Consider the following 16722-nt stretch of genomic DNA (forward strand, 5'->3'; position numbering starts at 1 on the left):
TGAACCACCGCTTTCGCAGGCAAGCCAGCTCCCACATTGGCCATGTATTGCCCACAGAATCAGCGCCTGGCACAGATCCCCTGTGGGAGCGGGCTTGCCCGCGAAGGCGGTGTGTCAGTCACTGAATTTTCAACTGAACCACCGCTTTCGCAGGCAAGCCAGCTCCCACATTGGTTATGCATTGCCCACAGAATCAGCGCCTGGCACAGATCCCCTGTGGGAGCGGGCTTGCCCGCGATGGAGGCGTGTCAGTCACTGAATATTCAACTGAACCACCGCCAGGAGAAACTCATTTGATGCGGTAGTGGAAGGTATTGCGCACCGCCGGCACGGCAACAGCCTTGCCATCGACGATTCTCGGCTGGTAGCGAAAAGTATTGGCCGCCGCCAATGAGGGCCGAATGAACAACGGGTGGCAGCCGTCCAGCACCTTGGGGTTTTCCACGTGACCCAGGGTGTTGACGGTGTACTCCACCGAGCAGTCGCCTTCGATGTTCTTGTCCAGGGCGCGTTCGGGGTAGTCGGGGGCGGCCTTGCTCAAAGGCTGGTATTGGCGACTGTCGAATGCAGGGGCAGGCGCAGGCACGGCGGCTCGGGCTTTTTCCGCAGCTGCACGCGCCTGGCTCAGACGTTGCTGTTCCAACTCTCGATTGCGCTGCTCGGTTGCCATGCGCTGTTGTTCTTGCTCGAGTTTCTTTTCTTCCACCCGCTTGCGCGCCAGGGCGGCTTTCTCTAGCTTTTGCGCCTGGAGCTGCGGATCGACCGTCGGTTTGGTCGGTACCGGGATAACAACAGGTTCTGGCAGCGCGGCAGCGACGGGCTCAGGTGTCGGCGCCGGCGTTGGCGTCGGCGCTGGTAAAACCACCAACTGCGTGTGCATCACCCGTGGCGCATCCGCCCCTGGTCGCTCCGTTGACCAGCCCAGCATCAACGCCACTGCCACCGCACCATGCAGCGCCACGGCCAGACTCGCTGCCAGGCTTTTGCGCCAGAAACCATCGCTGTTAGGCGCCAAGGCCAGTGCCGGACTGTGCATGCTCATCGCCGTCATTGTGGGGCCTCGGTGACGAGCCCAAGATGACTGACGCCGCCCTTCTGCAGCACTGCCATGGCCGCCACCACACGGCCGTAGCCGGCATTGTCATCAGCGCGGATATACACCTGGGTATCGCTGCGCGCCGCCACCACCTGCATGACCTTGGCGCTCATTTCTTCCAGGGTCACCGCGCTGTCGGTCTGCTGGCGGGTATCCAGCTCGTCACCCAGGTTCCAGTAGTAACCACCGTCGGCCTTCACCGATAACGTCAGGATCTGCTGGCGCGTATCGGTAGCCAGCGCCTCGGCGGCGACCTTGGGCAGTTCGATCTTCACACCCTGGGTGAGCATGGGCGCGGTGACCATGAAGATCACCAGCAGCACCAGCATCACGTCGATGTAGGGCACCACGTTCATCTCGGCCTTGGGCCCGTGCTTGCGTTGCGGCCTGGTCAACATCGCTTTGCTCCTTGTTCAGGCGGCCACGGCCAGGTTGTTCGAGGTACCGCGCAGCGTGCGGTGCAGGTGCACTTGCAGCTCATTGCCAAAAGCGTAGTAGCGCGTAAGCAAGGTCTGGCTGCGTGCCGCAAAGCGGTTATAGGCGATCACTGCCGGAATCGCCGCAAACAGGCCAATGGCCGTGGCAATCAAGGCTTCGGCAATGCCCGGTGCCACGGTCGATAGCGTGGCCTGCTGCACTTGCGACAAGCCAAGGAACGAATTCATGATGCCCCACACAGTCCCGAACAGGCCGATATAGGGGCTGACCGACCCCACCGTCGCCAGAAATTGCAGACCCTTTTCCAGCTCCAGTTCCTGCTCGGTGATCGCTACTTGCAAGGCGCGCTCCACCCCCTCGAGCACGGCCGGATCGTGGTGGTGCAGGTGCTGGTATTCCTGCATGCCGGCAATAAAGATCGGCGCGACACCGCCCTCGCCTGCCTGCACGGTTTCGCGATACAAGGGCTGCAGGTCCGACGCCACGCGAAAGCGCGCCAGGAAGCCGTTAAGCTGCCGTTCCAGGCCACGCAGCACACCGCTGCGCTGAATGATCAGGTACCAGCTGAGCAAGGACGCCAACAGCAAAGTGATCATCACGGCCTTGACCAACAGGCTGGCGTCGCTGATCAAACTCCAGATCGTCATATGTTCCATCGTCGCGTGCATGGTGAAGCTCCTATTCGATTAAAAACGGATGACTGCGTGATGACAGCTCAAGGCAATTTCAACGCGCGGCTCACCTCGGCCCAGGGCACGAACTTGAAGTTCTGGGCTTGCTCGGGCATGCGCTTGCGCCCGTCCTGCACCACCAGCATGCCCTGGCTCCATGGCCCGCCGAGGTTGACGGCAGTGACCTCCAGGCCATCGGTTTCCGAGGCGCCATCAATGCCTGCGGCCGCATTGAGGCCAACGCGCAAGGCGCCGTGCACAGCGAATGGCGGCTCGGCGTCCAGCACCAGGTAGCTGTCATTGCCTTGGCTGGAGATCACCAGGTAATCCCGCGCGGGGCTTTGATACAGCGCCAGGCCTTCGACGTCCGCGTGCAGTTGCGCGCCGACTTTGATCACCGAAGTGAGCGTGGCCGGTTGCTCGGCACGGGCATCCATCGCCCACACGCCCACATCTTCCTCACCGATGAACAAGCGTTGGCGCTGGTCATCGGCCACACAGCCCTCGGGTTGGCTGTCGACCTTGAACTGGCGCACCAACTCGCCCTGCACACGGCCAGCCGGGGCACTCAGGCGGTATTGCAAGAAGGTGCCGTCCTTGTCATTGGCAAACGCGTAAAGCTCGCCGCTGGCGGGCTGAAACAGGCAGATGCCATAGATGTCCTTGAGTGGCGTGGGAACCTCACCGGCTTCACGCAGCTCGCCGCTCTGACGGTCGATGCTGAACAGGCTCAGGCTGTTGCGGTCGCGGTTACTCGCCACGGCCAGGTCGACGGTGTGCGTACCCAGTTTGAAGCCTGGGCGTAGGTCGACATTGTTCAGGCGCCCCACTGCCAGCTCTTGCAGCAACTTGCCGTCGAGATCGTAGGCCAGCAGGCCCTGTTTCTTGTTGGTTCCCAGCACACGACTCTTGGCCGGCGTGTCCGGGTGAATCCAGATGGCCGGATCATCCGCCGCGTCGCCTTGGCGACCCACGGGTTCGGTCTGGCGCAGTGCGGCGACTTGCGCTAGCACCGGGGCAACCGGCACCGGCGTGGCCTGCCAGTCGAGGCGGGCCTGATACAGCTGGCCGCTGTCGTCATCCCGCACCAGCACCTCCCGCCCCTGTATCACCAGTTGCTCCGGTTCTTTGAGGCCCGGCAAGGCCAGGCTGGATTGCCCCACCCAACGCTCCCCGACTTGCTGGAACAGCTGCAACTGCGCGGTTTTCGGGTCCAACGCGAGCATCCCGCCCGGCACCAGCGCCATGGTGCCTGCTTCCCGCGCGGGGTCGTCGAACAGCGCCACGGGCGTGCGTTTCACCTCAGCTTCCGGGTGCGCCGGGTAGGCCCACCAGCCGACGTTTTGCTCGTTCACCACCAATCGCTCGGCCGCATCATCCACTTGGCAGTACTGCGCCGATGGCGGCAGTGGCAGGCTGCGAACACGCTGCGCCTGGGCCAGCAGGGTCGAACCATTGCCCACCAGCCACTGCTCGCCCTTGCCCTCTTCACCGACCAGGAACACAAACAGGTTGGCCGCCGAATCGCGATAGAGGCACAGGCTATTTACCGCAAAGTCGCGGGTCGGCAGGTACAGCGGCGTACCCCAGGTTTTGCCGGCGCCATCGAGACCGATCAGCAAGGCCTGCTGGCGGTCGTTGTCGAGGCTGGCGATCAGCGATTGAGTGCCGGCAGCACGGGTGTCGAGGCTGCTGAAACGGCCCTTGAACCGGGCCAGTTCGGCGCCTTTATCGTCGAGCAACAACAGGCCGTCGCGGGCACTGGCGGCCACGCGCTGGGTACCGCCGGGCAGGAAGGCCACGGCTTGGGCATTCAGGCTGGGTGCCCAAGGGGTCAACGGCAGCTCGGTCGCGAACGCATTGCCGCTGGTTATCAGTGCAACCAACAGGCACAGCTTGGAAATTCTCATGAACAAACAATCCTTCGAAAACAATGGAGATCCCGTTTGGGACGGCTTGCCCTGATGCCCTGTAGGAGCGAGCTTGCTCGCGAAAAACGCACAGGCGCCGCGTTCATTCAGGCAGCACGCGTTATCGTTGAGGTTTTTCGCGAGCGAGCTCGCTCCTACAGGGTGGCAACAGTTAGAAATGGGTGAAGGTCAGGCCCAGCTTGTAGGTGGGGCCGTACTCTTCGTACTGGCCGTTGTAGCTACGGTGGCCGGTGTAGACGAAGTACGACTCGTCGGTGAGGTTCTGCGCCTCGAAGCTGACCTGCAGGTTTTTGGTCAGTGAGTAGCGCGCGCTGAAATCGACGAAGGTTTGCGCGTCGACGTGCAGGTCATGGGCCTTGTCGTTGATCGACGCCAACTCGTACAAATAAGCCGATTTGTAGTTGGCCGAGAGGCGCAGGCTGAGCTTGTCGTCTTCCCAACCGAGCATCAGGTTGCCGACCGTGTCTGACTGGTTGGGCAGGCTGATGTTGCGCTTGCGATTGCGCCCGCTGGCGCTGTCGAAGCCCTCGATGTCCGCGCTGGAACGGCTGAAGGTGCTGTTGGCGCCGATCATCAGGCCGTTCCACGGCGCAGGCAGCCAGTCGAACTTCTGTGAATAGGCCAGTTCCAGGCCATAGAGTTTGGCGCTGTCGCCGTTGGCAAAGGTGTGCGCCTCGGCGAAGTTGGCCCAGGCACCGGTACCGGCCACGTCGGTGTTGTAGACGAAGTTCTGGATGTCTTTGTAGAACACGAAGGCCGACACGGTACCGGCACGGCCCATGAAATGCTCGATGCCCAGGTCCAGATTGCTTGATTCCAGCGGCTTGAGGTCTGGGTTGCCGAAGGTGGCTTCGTCATCGTCGATCACAAAACCAGGGGCCAATTGGCCAAAGGTCGGACGCACCACCGATTTGGTCCAGGCGGCGCGTACCTGGGTGTTCTTGTCAATCTGGTAGCGCGCATGCAGGCCCGGCAGCCAGTGGTGATAACGGCGCTTGGTCTCGGTGGCGCTGAACTGGCCGTCCGTGGCGCCGGTGCCCTTGGCTTCGAACTCAGTACCCTCGTAACGCATGCCGGCGATGAAGCGCCAGTCGTCAATATCGACGGTGTTCATCAGGTAGCCGGCGTTGATGTCTTCGCGAATGGTGAAGTCGTTGACCGTGGATTCGGTGGGGTCATAGAAGTCATCGCGATTGAGGCCACCGATCAACTGGCGGATATTGCCAGCGCTGATGCCTGGGCCAAAGCGGCCGAGGCGGTAGTCGACGTTGCCCTTCTGGAACTGTGTGAGGTTGAGTTGGTCGTCGCTCAAGCCCTGTTCATCCAGGTCCTTGTAGACCCAGGCCTCCAGGTCATTGTCCTTGTGGCGCCGGCTGACCTTGCCGCCGAACTTGAACTGGGATGCGTAACCGCGCAGGTCATAGTCGCGGGCCAGGTCCAGGCGCAGGTTTTTCTCGGTGTCCTGGGTGTGCTGTTTTTCCCAGTCGACTTTGTCGAGGCTGAAATTAGCGGGGTCGTAGAAACCGCTACCCACGATCGGGCGCGGCTTGGACTTGTCGTAGAAGCCGCTGTCGGCAAAGTCACCGCCGTCGAAGGTCGCACCGGCAATATGCCCCGGGCTGTCTTCGCTGGAACGGCTGTAACCAGCCTGGCCGCTCAGGGTCCACAGGCCGAGCATGCGTTCACCGCCCACTACGTAGGACTGGATTTCTTGGGTTTCCTCGCGGTTCTTGAGCTTGCGCTTACCTTCGGCGTCGCCCATTTCGCCCGGCCCTTGCGGGTCAGCGAACTCGAGGCTGGCGGCGTTGCGGGTTTCGGTGTCTTTGTAGCGACTGTAGAGCGTGCGCAGGTAGTAGCTGCTCACGTCATCGGGCTTGTAATCGAAGTTAAGGCCACCACCGGCGCGTTCACGACTGATGTCATAGTCGCGCTGCTCGAATTCGTTGAGCCGGGCGCCGTTAGTGAAGTCCCAGGCGCCGCCAGTTTCGACATTGTCCGAGCCAAAATCACGCTTCTGCCAACTGAGCGCCGCGGCCACGCCAAAGTTGTCGATACCATCGCCGAGGCTGAACCGGTTACTGGCGGCGCCGGAGAATTTCGGGCTGGTCTGGTGCGTGTTCTTGTCGTAACTGGCCTCAGTGCTGCCGGTGTAGAACAGGCCCTTGTGATCGAACGCCGACAGGCTCTTCACATCAACGGTGCCACCGAGGGAGTTGGCGTCCATGTCCGGTGTGAGCGTCTTGATCACCGACAGCGACTGCACCAATTCCGAAGGCAGAACATCCAGGGCCACGGCACGGCGCTCGCTCTCGGGGGATGGCACCAGCGTGCCGTTGATGGTCACGCTGTTGAGGTCCGGGCCCAGGCCGCGCACGCTCACAAAGCGCCCCTCGCCCTGGTCACGCTCAACACTGATGCCCGGCAAGCGCTGCACCGCCTCGGCAACGTTCTCATCCGGCAACTGCGCGACGCCGTCAGCATGCACCACGCTCTTGATGCTGTCGGAAGAACGCTGCTCCTTGAGGGCGCTGTCGATCGCAGCGGCTTGGCCGACCACATCGACATGCTCGGTGGTGGCCGCTTCGGCGGCATTGACCCGCTCGCAGGCTATCGCCAGGGCCAAGGCGGTAAGCGTAAAGCTGACGAGCCCGGTGCGCTTGTACATGAAACCCTCCCCAAGAATCCGTTGGCGCCAGGCAAGAGGCCCGGCAACTGGGAGGGCACGCTAGGGATGGGGCGTGACGGTTCTGTGACAGGGTTACGGGCAGAGCCTGCAAAAGCGGGGTTTACAAGCTTGTGGAGGGTTCAAATGAGCTGAAATGACCTCGTCAGAGGTGGGAGCTGGCTTGCCTGCGAAGACGGTCGACAGTAACCACGATGCGAAGCGAGCCGCTCTTGCTCTTGATCTGCTTTTGATCTTGATCTCAGGCGCCCCGTTAAACCACGCTGGCCGGAATTCGACAGGGATTTGGGGGGTAAACCGGCAGGGATGCCGGTTTAGCCGCCCCGCGCCATGGATGGCGCGTGGCGGCGGCCCCCCAAATCACTGGCGGATTACGGGCACACCGAGCCTAAGCGAGGTGCCGAGTGGTGGGGCGAGGACCTTTTGGTTACTTTTGGGTCCTTCCAAAAGTGACCCGCCGTCAGGGCGGAACCCTAAGTAGCCGTTACCGCAGCAATGGATATGCACACAATACAACTGTGTTGACTGCCAGGCCGCCTTCGCGAGCAAGCCCGCTCCCACAGTTGGATGGTGGGGTGTCAGGTGGATAGGTGTCGGCTGTCAGGCCGCCATCGCAGGCAAGCCAGCTCCCACATGGGCTCTATGTCCAGCTGAAAAATGCACCGAGTGCATGAGCTGATTCGACCCTCCCCCTCCGTCATCCAACCGTCACATCCATCTGCTGTGCTGGCGCCCATTACTCATTCGCCCAAGGACCCGTGGCCATGTTTTCCGTGCTCAAACCCCACCGCTGGAAACTCACCTTACTGCTGATCGCCGCCAACCTCGGACTGATCCTGCACCTGGCCTGCGGCGAGCTCAAAAGCATCAGCGAATGGGTATGGCTGGATATCATCGGCGAAGGCGGTTCGGCGCTGCTCGCGCTGATCTGGCTGGGCCTGGTATTGAAAAGCCGCCCCGCCGGACGAGTCACCCAATACCTGGCACTGGGGCTGTCGTGCATCTTTTTTTCCTGGTGGATCGACAGCCTCGACGAATTCATCCGCCTGCCTGACAGCATCTCCTGGGATCACTGGCTGGAGTCAGGGCCCATGCCGGTGGGCATGATCCTGCTGACAATTGGCATCTACCACTGGCACCACGAACAACTGGCCATCAGCGCGCAGATGGAAAAACGCGAGCGATTGTTTCGCGAGCATCGGCTGTTCGACAAACTCACGCCCCTGGCCGGTGCCGATTACCTCAAGCGCCAACTCGCCGACAGCCTGCGCGATAGCCAAGAGCAGCAACAACCCCTGTCGTTGCTGGCCCTGGACCTGGACAACTTCGCCGCCATCAACCAGGCCTACGGGCATGCCGAGGGTGATGCGGTGCTACAGGCGGTCAGCCACGTGCTGTTGCTGAACCTGCGCCGCCAGGACCTGTTGTGCCGCCTGGCAGGCGATCGTTTTGTGGTGCTGCTGCCCAACACCGGCGAGCGCCAGGCCCAGGGCCTGGCGCTGGAGTTGCAACACGCGGTGCAGAGCCTCGCCCACAAGACCCGGCAACAGGGCGAACGCCTGCAACTGGCGGCGACCACGGCGGTGGTGATGGCCTTGCAAGAGTCTCCCCTTGAGCTGCTCAAGCGCCTGAACCTGGGCCTGGCCCGGGCCAAGCAGCCCCTTGCGAAAAGTGCCTGAAATGGCCGTGAAAACCAGCTGGTATGAAAACGACAGCCGCTTCATCCCCGGTCATTATCAACCCGCCACGTTGATCGACCTGGGCTTGTCCCGGGACATCGACAGCCATCGCCTGCTGCGCGGCACCGGCCTGTTCCACGAAGACATCCTGGCCGGCACCGCGCGGTTGAGCCCGCAGCAGTTCCTGGGTTTGATCGGCAACAGCCGCAAATTACTGGATGCCGATGACAGCAGTTTCCTGTTTGGCCAGCGCCTGCTGCCCGGCTACTACGGCGCCGCGAGCCATGCGCTGGGGCATGCACAGAACCTGCATCAGGCGCTGGATATCCTAGTCCAGCAACAAGTGCTGCTCAGCCCGCTGGTCACGCTGCAACTGGAGTTGGATGAGCATCACGCTTACCTGTATTGGTTGGACAGTTGCGGCGCTGGCGAACACTGGCGCTTTCTGCTCGAAGCCAGCATGACCTCGCTAGTTGCCATGAGCCAATGGCTCAGCGGCCAGCGCTTGCCGTGGGCCTGCAGTTTCAGCCATGCCGAACCCCAGTACGTCGAGCAATACTGGGTGCATCTGGGCGAACACACGCGCTTCGAACGCCCGCTGGATATGATGTGCCTCCCCCGTGAATACCTCACCCACAACTGGCCGGGTGCTTCGGCCACGGCGGGCCAGGTCGCGCGCCAGCAAGCCGTTGAACAAATCGAGCAACTGGGCTTTGCCACAAGCTTTCTGGACTGCCTCTACGGCTACCTGCGCGAACACGTGCGCCAGCCGCCGAGCCTGGAACAGGCCGCGCACACCTTCGCCATGAGCCCGGCCACGCTAAAGCGCAAGCTGCAACGGCACGACACGGGTTTTCAGCAACAGGTCGACCGGGTGCGCAAGCATGTGGCGTTGCACCTGTACCAGGCCAAGGGCTTGAGTAACGAAGAGGTGGCGGCGTACCTGAACTTCAACGATGCGGCGAATTTTCGGCGCTCATTCAAGCGGTGGACGGGCAGCACGCCCAACCTGATCCGCCAACTGTTCAGCAGCCGCTAGCCAGGCGTTCGCGCAGGAACTCCACCAGCGCTTGCACCGGGCGTGAACTCTGGCGGTGCTGCGGGTACACCGCCGACAGGGTCAAGGCCTCAGGGGCGAAGTCTTCCAATACCTTGACCAAACGGCCGTCCTTCAAGGCCTCGCTGACAATGAACGTCGGTAGATAGGTAACGCCCAAACCGGCAATCGCGGTATCGCGCAGCAGGTCACCGTTATTGACACGCATGCGCCCGCTGACGCTCAAGGCTTGCACCTTGCCTTTGAAACGCCATTGCACCTGGCGGCCGTGGCCGTAAGGCAGGCAGTCGTGCGTGGTTAAATCTTCGGGTTTCAATGGCGTGCCCCGCAGTGCCAGGTAGTCGGGGCTGGCGCAATATACCCGCTCGATAGCGGCAATCCGCCGAGCGATCAGGGTGGAGTCCTCAAGGGTGCCGATGCGCAGCACCAGGTCATAGCCCTCGCCGATCAAGTCCACCGGGCGGTCGCTCAGGTCGACTTCAACGCAAACCTGTGGATGCTGGCGCAAAAACAACGGCAGCAGGCAACCCAGGTGCGCCATGGCGAACGACAAGGGCGCACTGAGGCGAATGGTGCCGCGCGGTTCGCTGTTCTGGCCGGCGATGCCCTGCTCCACCTGCTCCACCTCTGCGAGCAGGCGCAAGGCCGACTCGTAGTAACTCTGGCCCAGCGGCGTGACGTCCAGGCGCCGTGTGGAGCGGTTGAGCAAGCGCACGCCCAGGCGCTCTTCCAGTTGGATCAGGCGGCGGCTGACGAATTGCTTGGACAAGCCCAATTGCTCGGCGGCGGCGGTAAAACTGCCGGATTCCATGACCTGGCAGAACAGGCGCATGTCTTCGAAGGGGTTCATTGTCGCTTCTCAGGGGACGATGGGCTGTTTTATAGCCTGTCAGTGGTCACACCACAAACCAAATGTGAACCCAATCAAATGTGGGAGCTGGCTTGCCTGCGATAGCGGTGCATCAGCCAGCAATGCTGTTGACTGATACACCGCTATCGCAGGCAAGCCAGCTCCCACAGGGTTTTGCGGTGTTTTACAGACCCGGTTACTTGGCAGCGAACGCCGAGTAGCTGTTCATCAGGTTGCGGTAGTTGGGAATGCGCGGCGAGAGCAGGTTGGCCAGGCCTTCCATGTCGTTGCGCCAGTCCACTTGCAGCTCGCAAGCCACGGAGAACCAGTTCACCAGTTGCGCACCGGCGGCGGTCATGCGTGCCCAGGCGGCTTGTTGCACCGTTTCGTTGAAGGTGCCGGAAGCATCGGTGACCACGAAGACCTCAAAGCCTTCGTCAAGAGCACACAGGGTCGGGAACGCCACGCACACGTCGGTCACTACACCGGCAATGATGATCTGCTTGCGGCCGGTGGCCTTGACGGCCTTGACGAAATCTTCGTTGTCCCATGCGTTGATCTGGCCAGGGCGCGGGATGTACGGCGCGTCGGGGAACAGTTCTTTGAGCTCAGGCACCAGCGGGCCGTTGGGGCCGCTTTCAAAGCTGGTGGTCAGGATGGTCGGCAGGTTGAAGAACTTCGCCACGTCGGCCAGGGCCAATACGTTGTTCTTGAACTCGTTGGGGGAGAAATCCTGCACCAGGGAGATCAGGCCGGTCTGGTGATCAACCAACAGCACAACAGCATCGTCTTTGTTCAAGCGCTTGTAAGTCATGGGTAACTCCTTTGGGGATGGGGTGTTTTTCAAAAAGCAAAGCAGGAGCAGCCGAACGCACCCCAGAAACCCTGGAAGTCGCTGACCGGCACGCTGGAAAGGCGCGCTTTTTCATGGCTGTGGGCATGCACACCACAAGGGCCGCTGCACTGGTGAACCTGGGCCTGCATCGGCGACGTCGGGCGCCAGTGCCCTGGCACCTTGGCCACCGGCGACCAGTCGGGCAGCACCGGTAACCGTGGCGGTGCGAAATCTTCGAAGTCGCCAGCGCCGTACACGACCTTGCCGCCGACCACTGTCAGCACCGACTCGATCCACTTGATGGCTTCTTCCTCGACACTGAAAAAGTCCGCCGACAACGCGGCGACATCCGCCAGTTGACCGACCTTGATCTGGCCTTTCTTGCCCTGCTCGGACGAGAACCAGGCGCTGCCGTGGGTGAACAACTCCAACGCGGTAAGGCGCGGCAAGCCCTCGGCGTGCAGCTCCAGGCCGCCGACGGTACGGCCGCTGACCATCCAGTACAGCGAGGTCCAGGGGTTGTAGCTCGACACGCGGGTGGCATCGGTGCCCGCCCCTACCGGCACGCCTTCGGCCAGCATGCGCTTGATCGGCGGCGTGGCTTCGGCGGCCTTGGCGCCGTAGCGCTCGACAAAGTATTCGCCCTGGAACGCCATGCGATCCTGGATCGCAATACCGCCACCGAGGGCACGCACGCGCTCGATGTTTTTCGGAGTGATGGTTTCGGCGTGGTCGAAGAACCACGGCAAGCCATTGAACGGGATGTCGCGGTTGACCTTCTCGAACACGTCGAGCATGCGCGAGATGGACTCGTCGTAAGTGGCGTGCAGACGGAACGGCCAGCGCTGTTCCACCAGATGGCGTACCACCGGTTCCAGCTCCTGCTCCATGGTCAGCGGCAGGTCCGGGCGGGGTTCGAGGAAGTCTTCGAAATCCGCCGCCGAGAACACCAGCATCTCGCCGGCACCGTTGTGGCGCAGGTAGTCATCGCCCTGGTGCAGGGTGACGCTGCCGGTCCAGTTCTTGAAGTCGCTGAGTTCTTCCTTGGGCTTCTGGGTGAACAGGTTGTAGGCGATGCGCACCGTCAACTGTTGGTCCTTGGCCAGTTGCTCGATCACCGCGTAGTCATCGGGGTAGTTCTGGAAACCGCCGCCGGCATCGATGGCACTGGTCAGGCCCAGCCGATTGAGTTCACGCATGAACTGGCGGGTGGAGTTGACCTGGTATTCCAAAGGCAATTTCGGCCCTTTGGCCAAGGTCGAGTACAAAATCATCGCGTTAGGCCGTGCCACCAGCATGCCGGTGGGGTTGCCGTTGCTGTCGCGCACGATCTCACCGCCCGGCGGGTTCGGCGTGTCCTTGGTGTAGCCCGCCACCCGCAGGGCTGCGCGGTTGAGCAAGGCGCGGTCGTACAGGTGCAGCACGAACACCGGGGTGTCCGGGGCGGCCTGGTTGAGTTCTTCCAAGGTGGGCATGCGCTTTTCAGCGAACTGGAATTCGTTCCAGCCGCCCACCACGCGTACCCATTGCGGCGTGGGCGTGCGGTCGGCCTGGTCCTTGAGCATGCGCAAGGCATCGGCCAGGGACGGCACGCCTTCCCAGCGCAGTTCAAGGTTGTAGTTCAACCCGCCACGAATCAGGTGCAAGTGCGAGTCGTTGAGGCCGGGAATCACGGTGCGGCCCTTGAGGTCGATGACCTGGGTGCCGCTGCCGCGCAGGGCCATGGCTTCGCCGTCGGTCCCCACGGCGACAAAGTGCCCTTGGTGGATGGCCACGGCGGTGGCGCGTGGGTTTTCCCGGTCCACGGTGTGGAACTGGCCATTGAACAGAATCAGATCGGCGTTCATAGGGTTTCCTTTACAGAGGCTTCAAGCCAGGGAGCGAACAGGCGGGTGGCCGCCGGCATCAGCAGGTACACCACCAGCAACACGATGGTCAGGGTGACCAGGAAGGTGGAGACCACGTAATTGGACAGAAACGGGTGCAATCGCAGGATCGGCCCCCAGATAAACGGCAACAGCAAGGTCTGCGGCAGGATCACAAACAGGCTGACCACCGCCTGCTTCCAGCGCGGCGGCTTGGCACCGCCCTCGGCCTGGGGCGCGAACCAGAATTCATTGGCCGCGCCGATTTCGGTCTGGTCGCCGTCCGCAAGCATGGGCGCGGCTTCATCGATCAGGGCCTGGCGTTGCGGGGAGCCGAGCCACAGCTCAAGGGCGTTGGTGGAGCTATAGCGCAGTACGCAAGTGAACAGCGCCATGCCGTTTTGCTGGCTGCGCACCACGTCAACACCCAGGTGCCCAGGGCGTTCGCCCGCGATGCGCACGATGCGGCGCAGCCAGGCTTCGTACTCAACTTCAAAGCCGGGTTTGACCCGGTGCTTGACGACCAGGGTGACGACTTCGTCGGGGCTGGTGTTGACGGTTGAATCCATGGCTGAGTGCTTCCCCGGGGTATTGAACGATGGGGAGAGTCTGGCCCGTTGAGCGGTGGGGAGAATTGGATGTATGTGCTGTTTGGCTTTCAGTGAGCGCTGGCATGCCACAAGGGCCTGAAAACAAAACAGTAACGGCCTCCCCCGGTACCGCCGGTGCCCCCGTGCGCCCTACCAACAGGCTGACAGATCGCGGGGCGAATTTTTATTCGGTTGGCATTTGGGTTTTCCCCAGTGCAAGGTTTACCGATAGCCACCCATTCACGGCCGTCTCTCCGGCCTCGGCGAACACGTGCTCCAGTAACTTCACTTGCTCGCGACGCAATGACTGTTCAAGACGCAGCCCAGCATCGGTCAGTTCGAGCAACCGTTTACGCTTGTCGCTCTGCGACTCGATACTGTTTACCAGGCGCATTTCGATCACCTGGCGCAGTGGCGTGTTCAGCGCTTGCTTGGTCACTCCGAGCAATGCGAGCAACTCCTTGACGCTCAAGTTCGGATAGCGAGAGATAAAAAACACAATGCGCTGGTGCACGCGACTCAAGCCGCGGCGCTCAAGCATACCGTCGGCCTTGGCAGTAAAGGCGCGGTAGCCGAAGAAGAACGCTTCCATGGCCTGCTGCTGGGAATCGCGATTTTTAAGGTCAAGCATGTTGACTTATCCTTTCCAGTCGTCGTAATTTCGGTCAAGCAGTTTGACTAATTCTAATAAACCTTTCCAGCGGTGACCTTCATGGCTTTTTCCGAACGTGTTTCGCGCCTTAAAAGTTCTTTGATCCGTGAAATCCTTGCCGCTGCCCAGCGTCCGGAAGTGATGTCGTTCGCGGGAGGTCTTCCGGCTGAGGTCATGTTGCCAAAAGTCGATTGGGCTCAGATGCCCGTCTCGATGGGCCAGTATGGTACGAGTGAAGGTGAGCCAGCTTTGCGTGAAAGTTTGGCCACTCAAGCGCGAGCGCTAGGTGTGCCATGCGAGACAAGTCAGGTCCTGGTCGTCAGTGGTTCCCAGCAAACTCTCGATCTGGCTGCAAAGCTCTATCTCGACAAGGGCACCGAGATTCTGCTCGAAGCGCCAACCTACTTGGCCGCGCTCCAGATTTTTCAGCTCTTCGGTGCTGATTGCATCACCGTCCCGCTGGAGGCTGATGGCCCGAACCTGGAGACACTGCGCTCTCGCCTGGAAAAACACCGGCCGGCATTTATCTACTTGATCCCGACTTTTCAAAACCCATCTGCCGTACGCTACAGTGAGGCTAAACGCGACGCCGTGGCGGCTTTGCTTGATGAATTCGGTGTGACGCTGATCGAAGATGAACCCTACCGGGACCTGACTTTCGACGGCGGCAGTGCCACGCCGATTGTAGGTCGCCTGAAAAAGGCCAGCTGGATTTACACCGGTACTGTATCGAAAACACTGCTGCCTGGTTTGCGGGTCGGTTACCTGATTGCCAGCCCTGATCTATTCCCGCATTTGCTACGGCTCAAACAGTCTGCCGACCTGCACACCAACCGCGTGGGTCAATGGCAAGCGTTGCAATGGATCGGAACAGAACGCCTTGCGCACCACTTGGCTGAATTACGGGACTTCTACCGGCTTCGGCGGAACGCTTTTCAGATAGCACTGGAAACCCATTTTTCCGATCTGGCCGATTGGAATGTGCCACAGGGCGGGCTATTTTTCTGGCTGACCTTAAAGCGGCCCCTGGATACCCGCACGCTGCTCAAGGCCGCGCTTGCAGCAGATGTGGCGTTCATGCCAGGCGAACCATTCTTTCCAGATCCGGACAATAACCCAGGGTATTTGCGGCTGAACTTCAGTCACATCGATCCAGCACGACTGGACGAAGGCCTCAAACGCCTGGCCGCTGTGGTGCACAATGCCCAGCAAGAGCAAACACAACGCGCGTAACCGCATCGTCTACACCTTATAAAAATGTAATGGATAGCCCACAGCTCGCTGGAGCACTCTAGCGCTGTGAGCGCGTTGGCTGGCAGGCCGCCGCCGGAGGAAGCTCTCCCGCCATATGCTCCGCAATCCTGCCCCTCAGCCACCGCTCCGCCGGGTCGTTGTCATGCACCCCGCTCCACACCATCGACAGCTCCGCCGCATCAATCGCAAACGGCGGGTCCTCGGCGCGCAGACGTGTGCCTTCGGTCAACGCGCACGCGGCGTAATCCGGCACGGTGGCGATAATCTGCGTCCCCGCCAGCAACGCCCGTAACCCGCTGAACTGCGGCACCGCCAGCACCACGCGGCGCGAGCGGCCGATGCGGGCCAGGTCCAGGTCGATATTGCCGCTCAGGTCACCGGAGAACGACACCATCGCATGGGGCCTGGCGCAGTAGTCATCCAGGGTCAGCGGCGCCTCGCCGTCATCGCCGCGCAGGACCTTGCAGGGGATATCGCGCAGTTTCTTGCGCTTGGCATTGGCCGGCAAATCGGTGGTGTAGCTGACCCCCACGGAAATTTCACCGCTGGCCAGCAGCGAGGGCATCAACAGGTAATTGGCGCGGCGCACCACCACGATGATGCCCGGCGCTTCTTCGCGCAGGCGGCTGAGTAACGACGGAAATAGCCCGAACTCCGCATCATCGGACAGGCCGATGCGAAACACCGCGCAGCTGGTGGAGGGGTCGAAATCCTTGGCGCGGCTGACGGCGCCCGAGATGGTGTCCATGGCCGGTTGCAGCTCCTTGAGTATCGCCAGTGCACGCGCGGTGGGTTCCATGGCCCGGCCGTTGCGCAGCAGCAACGGGTCGTCGAACAAATCACGTAAACGGCCCAACGCGGCGCTCACTGCCGGTTGGCCGATAAACAGCTTTTCGGCGACCCGGGTCAGGTTTTTCTCGAACATCAAGGCTTCGAAAATCACCAGCAGGTTCATATCGACACGGCGCAGATCGTTGCGGTTCATGGGCGCTATCCAAACGTTTTCCAGGGAGCCAGGGAAGCATGCCCTGCACGCCAGGGATTGCATAGCTGTGCTGTCTTTTCCTGCACCGCACCTGGCGAAATTAACAACGATTAACTCGTCAGCCAGGCGGCCCGGC

The 16722-nt window shown here is 61.5% G+C and carries 14 protein-coding genes; 3 read left to right on the forward strand and 11 right to left on the reverse strand.

Going from position 1 to position 16722, the window contains the following annotated elements:
* Window positions 1-289: 289 nt before the first annotated feature.
* The 5 genes from ACWHXD_RS16685 to ACWHXD_RS16705 form a co-directional block, all read right to left on the reverse strand.
* Window positions 290-1051 carry an energy transducer TonB gene (locus tag ACWHXD_RS16685; RefSeq protein WP_138761551.1) on the reverse strand — a complete coding sequence of 254 codons (762 nt, stop codon included), beginning with the start codon at window positions 1049-1051 and terminating at the stop codon, window positions 290-292.
* Complete coding sequence (tolR, locus tag ACWHXD_RS16690; protein ID WP_098951133.1) at window positions 1048-1494, reverse strand: protein TolR; 447 nt, start codon at window positions 1492-1494, stop codon at window positions 1048-1050. Before tolR ends, ACWHXD_RS16685 begins: the two co-directional genes overlap by 4 nt.
* Window positions 1495-1509: 15 nt before the next feature.
* Window positions 1510-2202, reverse strand: coding sequence for a protein TolQ (gene tolQ / locus ACWHXD_RS16695; protein ID WP_032896820.1), 693 nt, complete (start codon window positions 2200-2202; stop codon window positions 1510-1512).
* Between the two features lie 47 nt (window positions 2203-2249).
* Window positions 2250-4115, reverse strand: coding sequence for a phytase (locus tag ACWHXD_RS16700; RefSeq protein ID WP_138761552.1), 1866 nt, complete (start codon window positions 4113-4115; stop codon window positions 2250-2252).
* A gap of 172 nt (window positions 4116-4287) precedes the next feature.
* Window positions 4288-6801, reverse strand: a complete 2514-nt coding sequence (locus ACWHXD_RS16705; RefSeq protein WP_138761553.1) for a TonB-dependent receptor — start codon at window positions 6799-6801, stop codon at window positions 4288-4290.
* A gap of 782 nt (window positions 6802-7583) precedes the next feature.
* Between ACWHXD_RS16705 and ACWHXD_RS16710 the strand changes: the two genes are divergently transcribed.
* Window positions 7584-8498 (forward strand): GGDEF domain-containing protein, encoded by a 915-nt coding sequence (locus ACWHXD_RS16710; RefSeq protein ID WP_138761554.1) that lies wholly within the window; start codon window positions 7584-7586, stop codon window positions 8496-8498.
* Window position 8499: 1 nt separating this feature from the next.
* Window positions 8500-9537, forward strand: a complete 1038-nt coding sequence (locus ACWHXD_RS16715; protein ID WP_138761555.1) for an AraC family transcriptional regulator — start codon at window positions 8500-8502, stop codon at window positions 9535-9537.
* Here the strand turns inward: ACWHXD_RS16715 and ACWHXD_RS16720 are convergent.
* The 5 genes from ACWHXD_RS16720 to ACWHXD_RS16740 all read right to left on the reverse strand — a co-directional run bounded on the left by ACWHXD_RS16720 (window position 9524) and on the right by ACWHXD_RS16740 (window position 14326).
* On the reverse strand, window positions 9524-10405 hold the full coding sequence (locus ACWHXD_RS16720; RefSeq protein WP_032896810.1) for a LysR family transcriptional regulator: 882 nt from the start codon (window positions 10403-10405) through the stop codon (window positions 9524-9526). The two genes, ACWHXD_RS16715 and ACWHXD_RS16720, sit on opposite strands and share 14 nt — an antisense overlap.
* A 196-nt stretch (window positions 10406-10601) precedes the next feature.
* Complete coding sequence (gene ycaC, locus ACWHXD_RS16725; protein ID WP_003191905.1) at window positions 10602-11219, reverse strand: isochorismate family cysteine hydrolase YcaC; 618 nt, start codon at window positions 11217-11219, stop codon at window positions 10602-10604.
* Between the two features lie 29 nt (window positions 11220-11248).
* Window positions 11249-13087: an amidohydrolase gene (locus tag ACWHXD_RS16730; RefSeq protein ID WP_138761556.1), complete on the reverse strand. Its 1839-nt coding sequence runs from the start codon at window positions 13085-13087 to the stop codon at window positions 11249-11251.
* Window positions 13084-13674 (reverse strand): antibiotic biosynthesis monooxygenase, encoded by a 591-nt coding sequence (locus tag ACWHXD_RS16735; protein ID WP_098951123.1) that lies wholly within the window; start codon window positions 13672-13674, stop codon window positions 13084-13086. The genes ACWHXD_RS16730 and ACWHXD_RS16735 overlap by 4 nt, the downstream gene beginning before the upstream one ends.
* Window positions 13675-13879: 205 nt before the next feature.
* Window positions 13880-14326, reverse strand: a complete 447-nt coding sequence (locus tag ACWHXD_RS16740; RefSeq protein WP_032896805.1) for a MarR family winged helix-turn-helix transcriptional regulator — start codon at window positions 14324-14326, stop codon at window positions 13880-13882.
* Between the two features lie 81 nt (window positions 14327-14407).
* Here ACWHXD_RS16740 and ACWHXD_RS16745 point away from each other — a divergent pair, with 81 nt between their 5' ends.
* Window positions 14408-15580, forward strand: a complete 1173-nt coding sequence (locus ACWHXD_RS16745) for an aminotransferase-like domain-containing protein (RefSeq protein WP_032896804.1) — start codon at window positions 14408-14410, stop codon at window positions 15578-15580.
* Between the two features lie 58 nt (window positions 15581-15638).
* On the opposite strand, the gene ACWHXD_RS16750 is transcribed toward ACWHXD_RS16745, so the two are convergent.
* Entirely contained in the window at window positions 15639-16586 is a 948-nt protein-coding gene (locus tag ACWHXD_RS16750; protein WP_050499506.1) for a LysR family transcriptional regulator, read from the reverse strand.
* Between the last annotated feature and the right edge of the window lie 136 nt (window positions 16587-16722).

This window comes from Pseudomonas fjordensis (assembly GCF_976987115.1).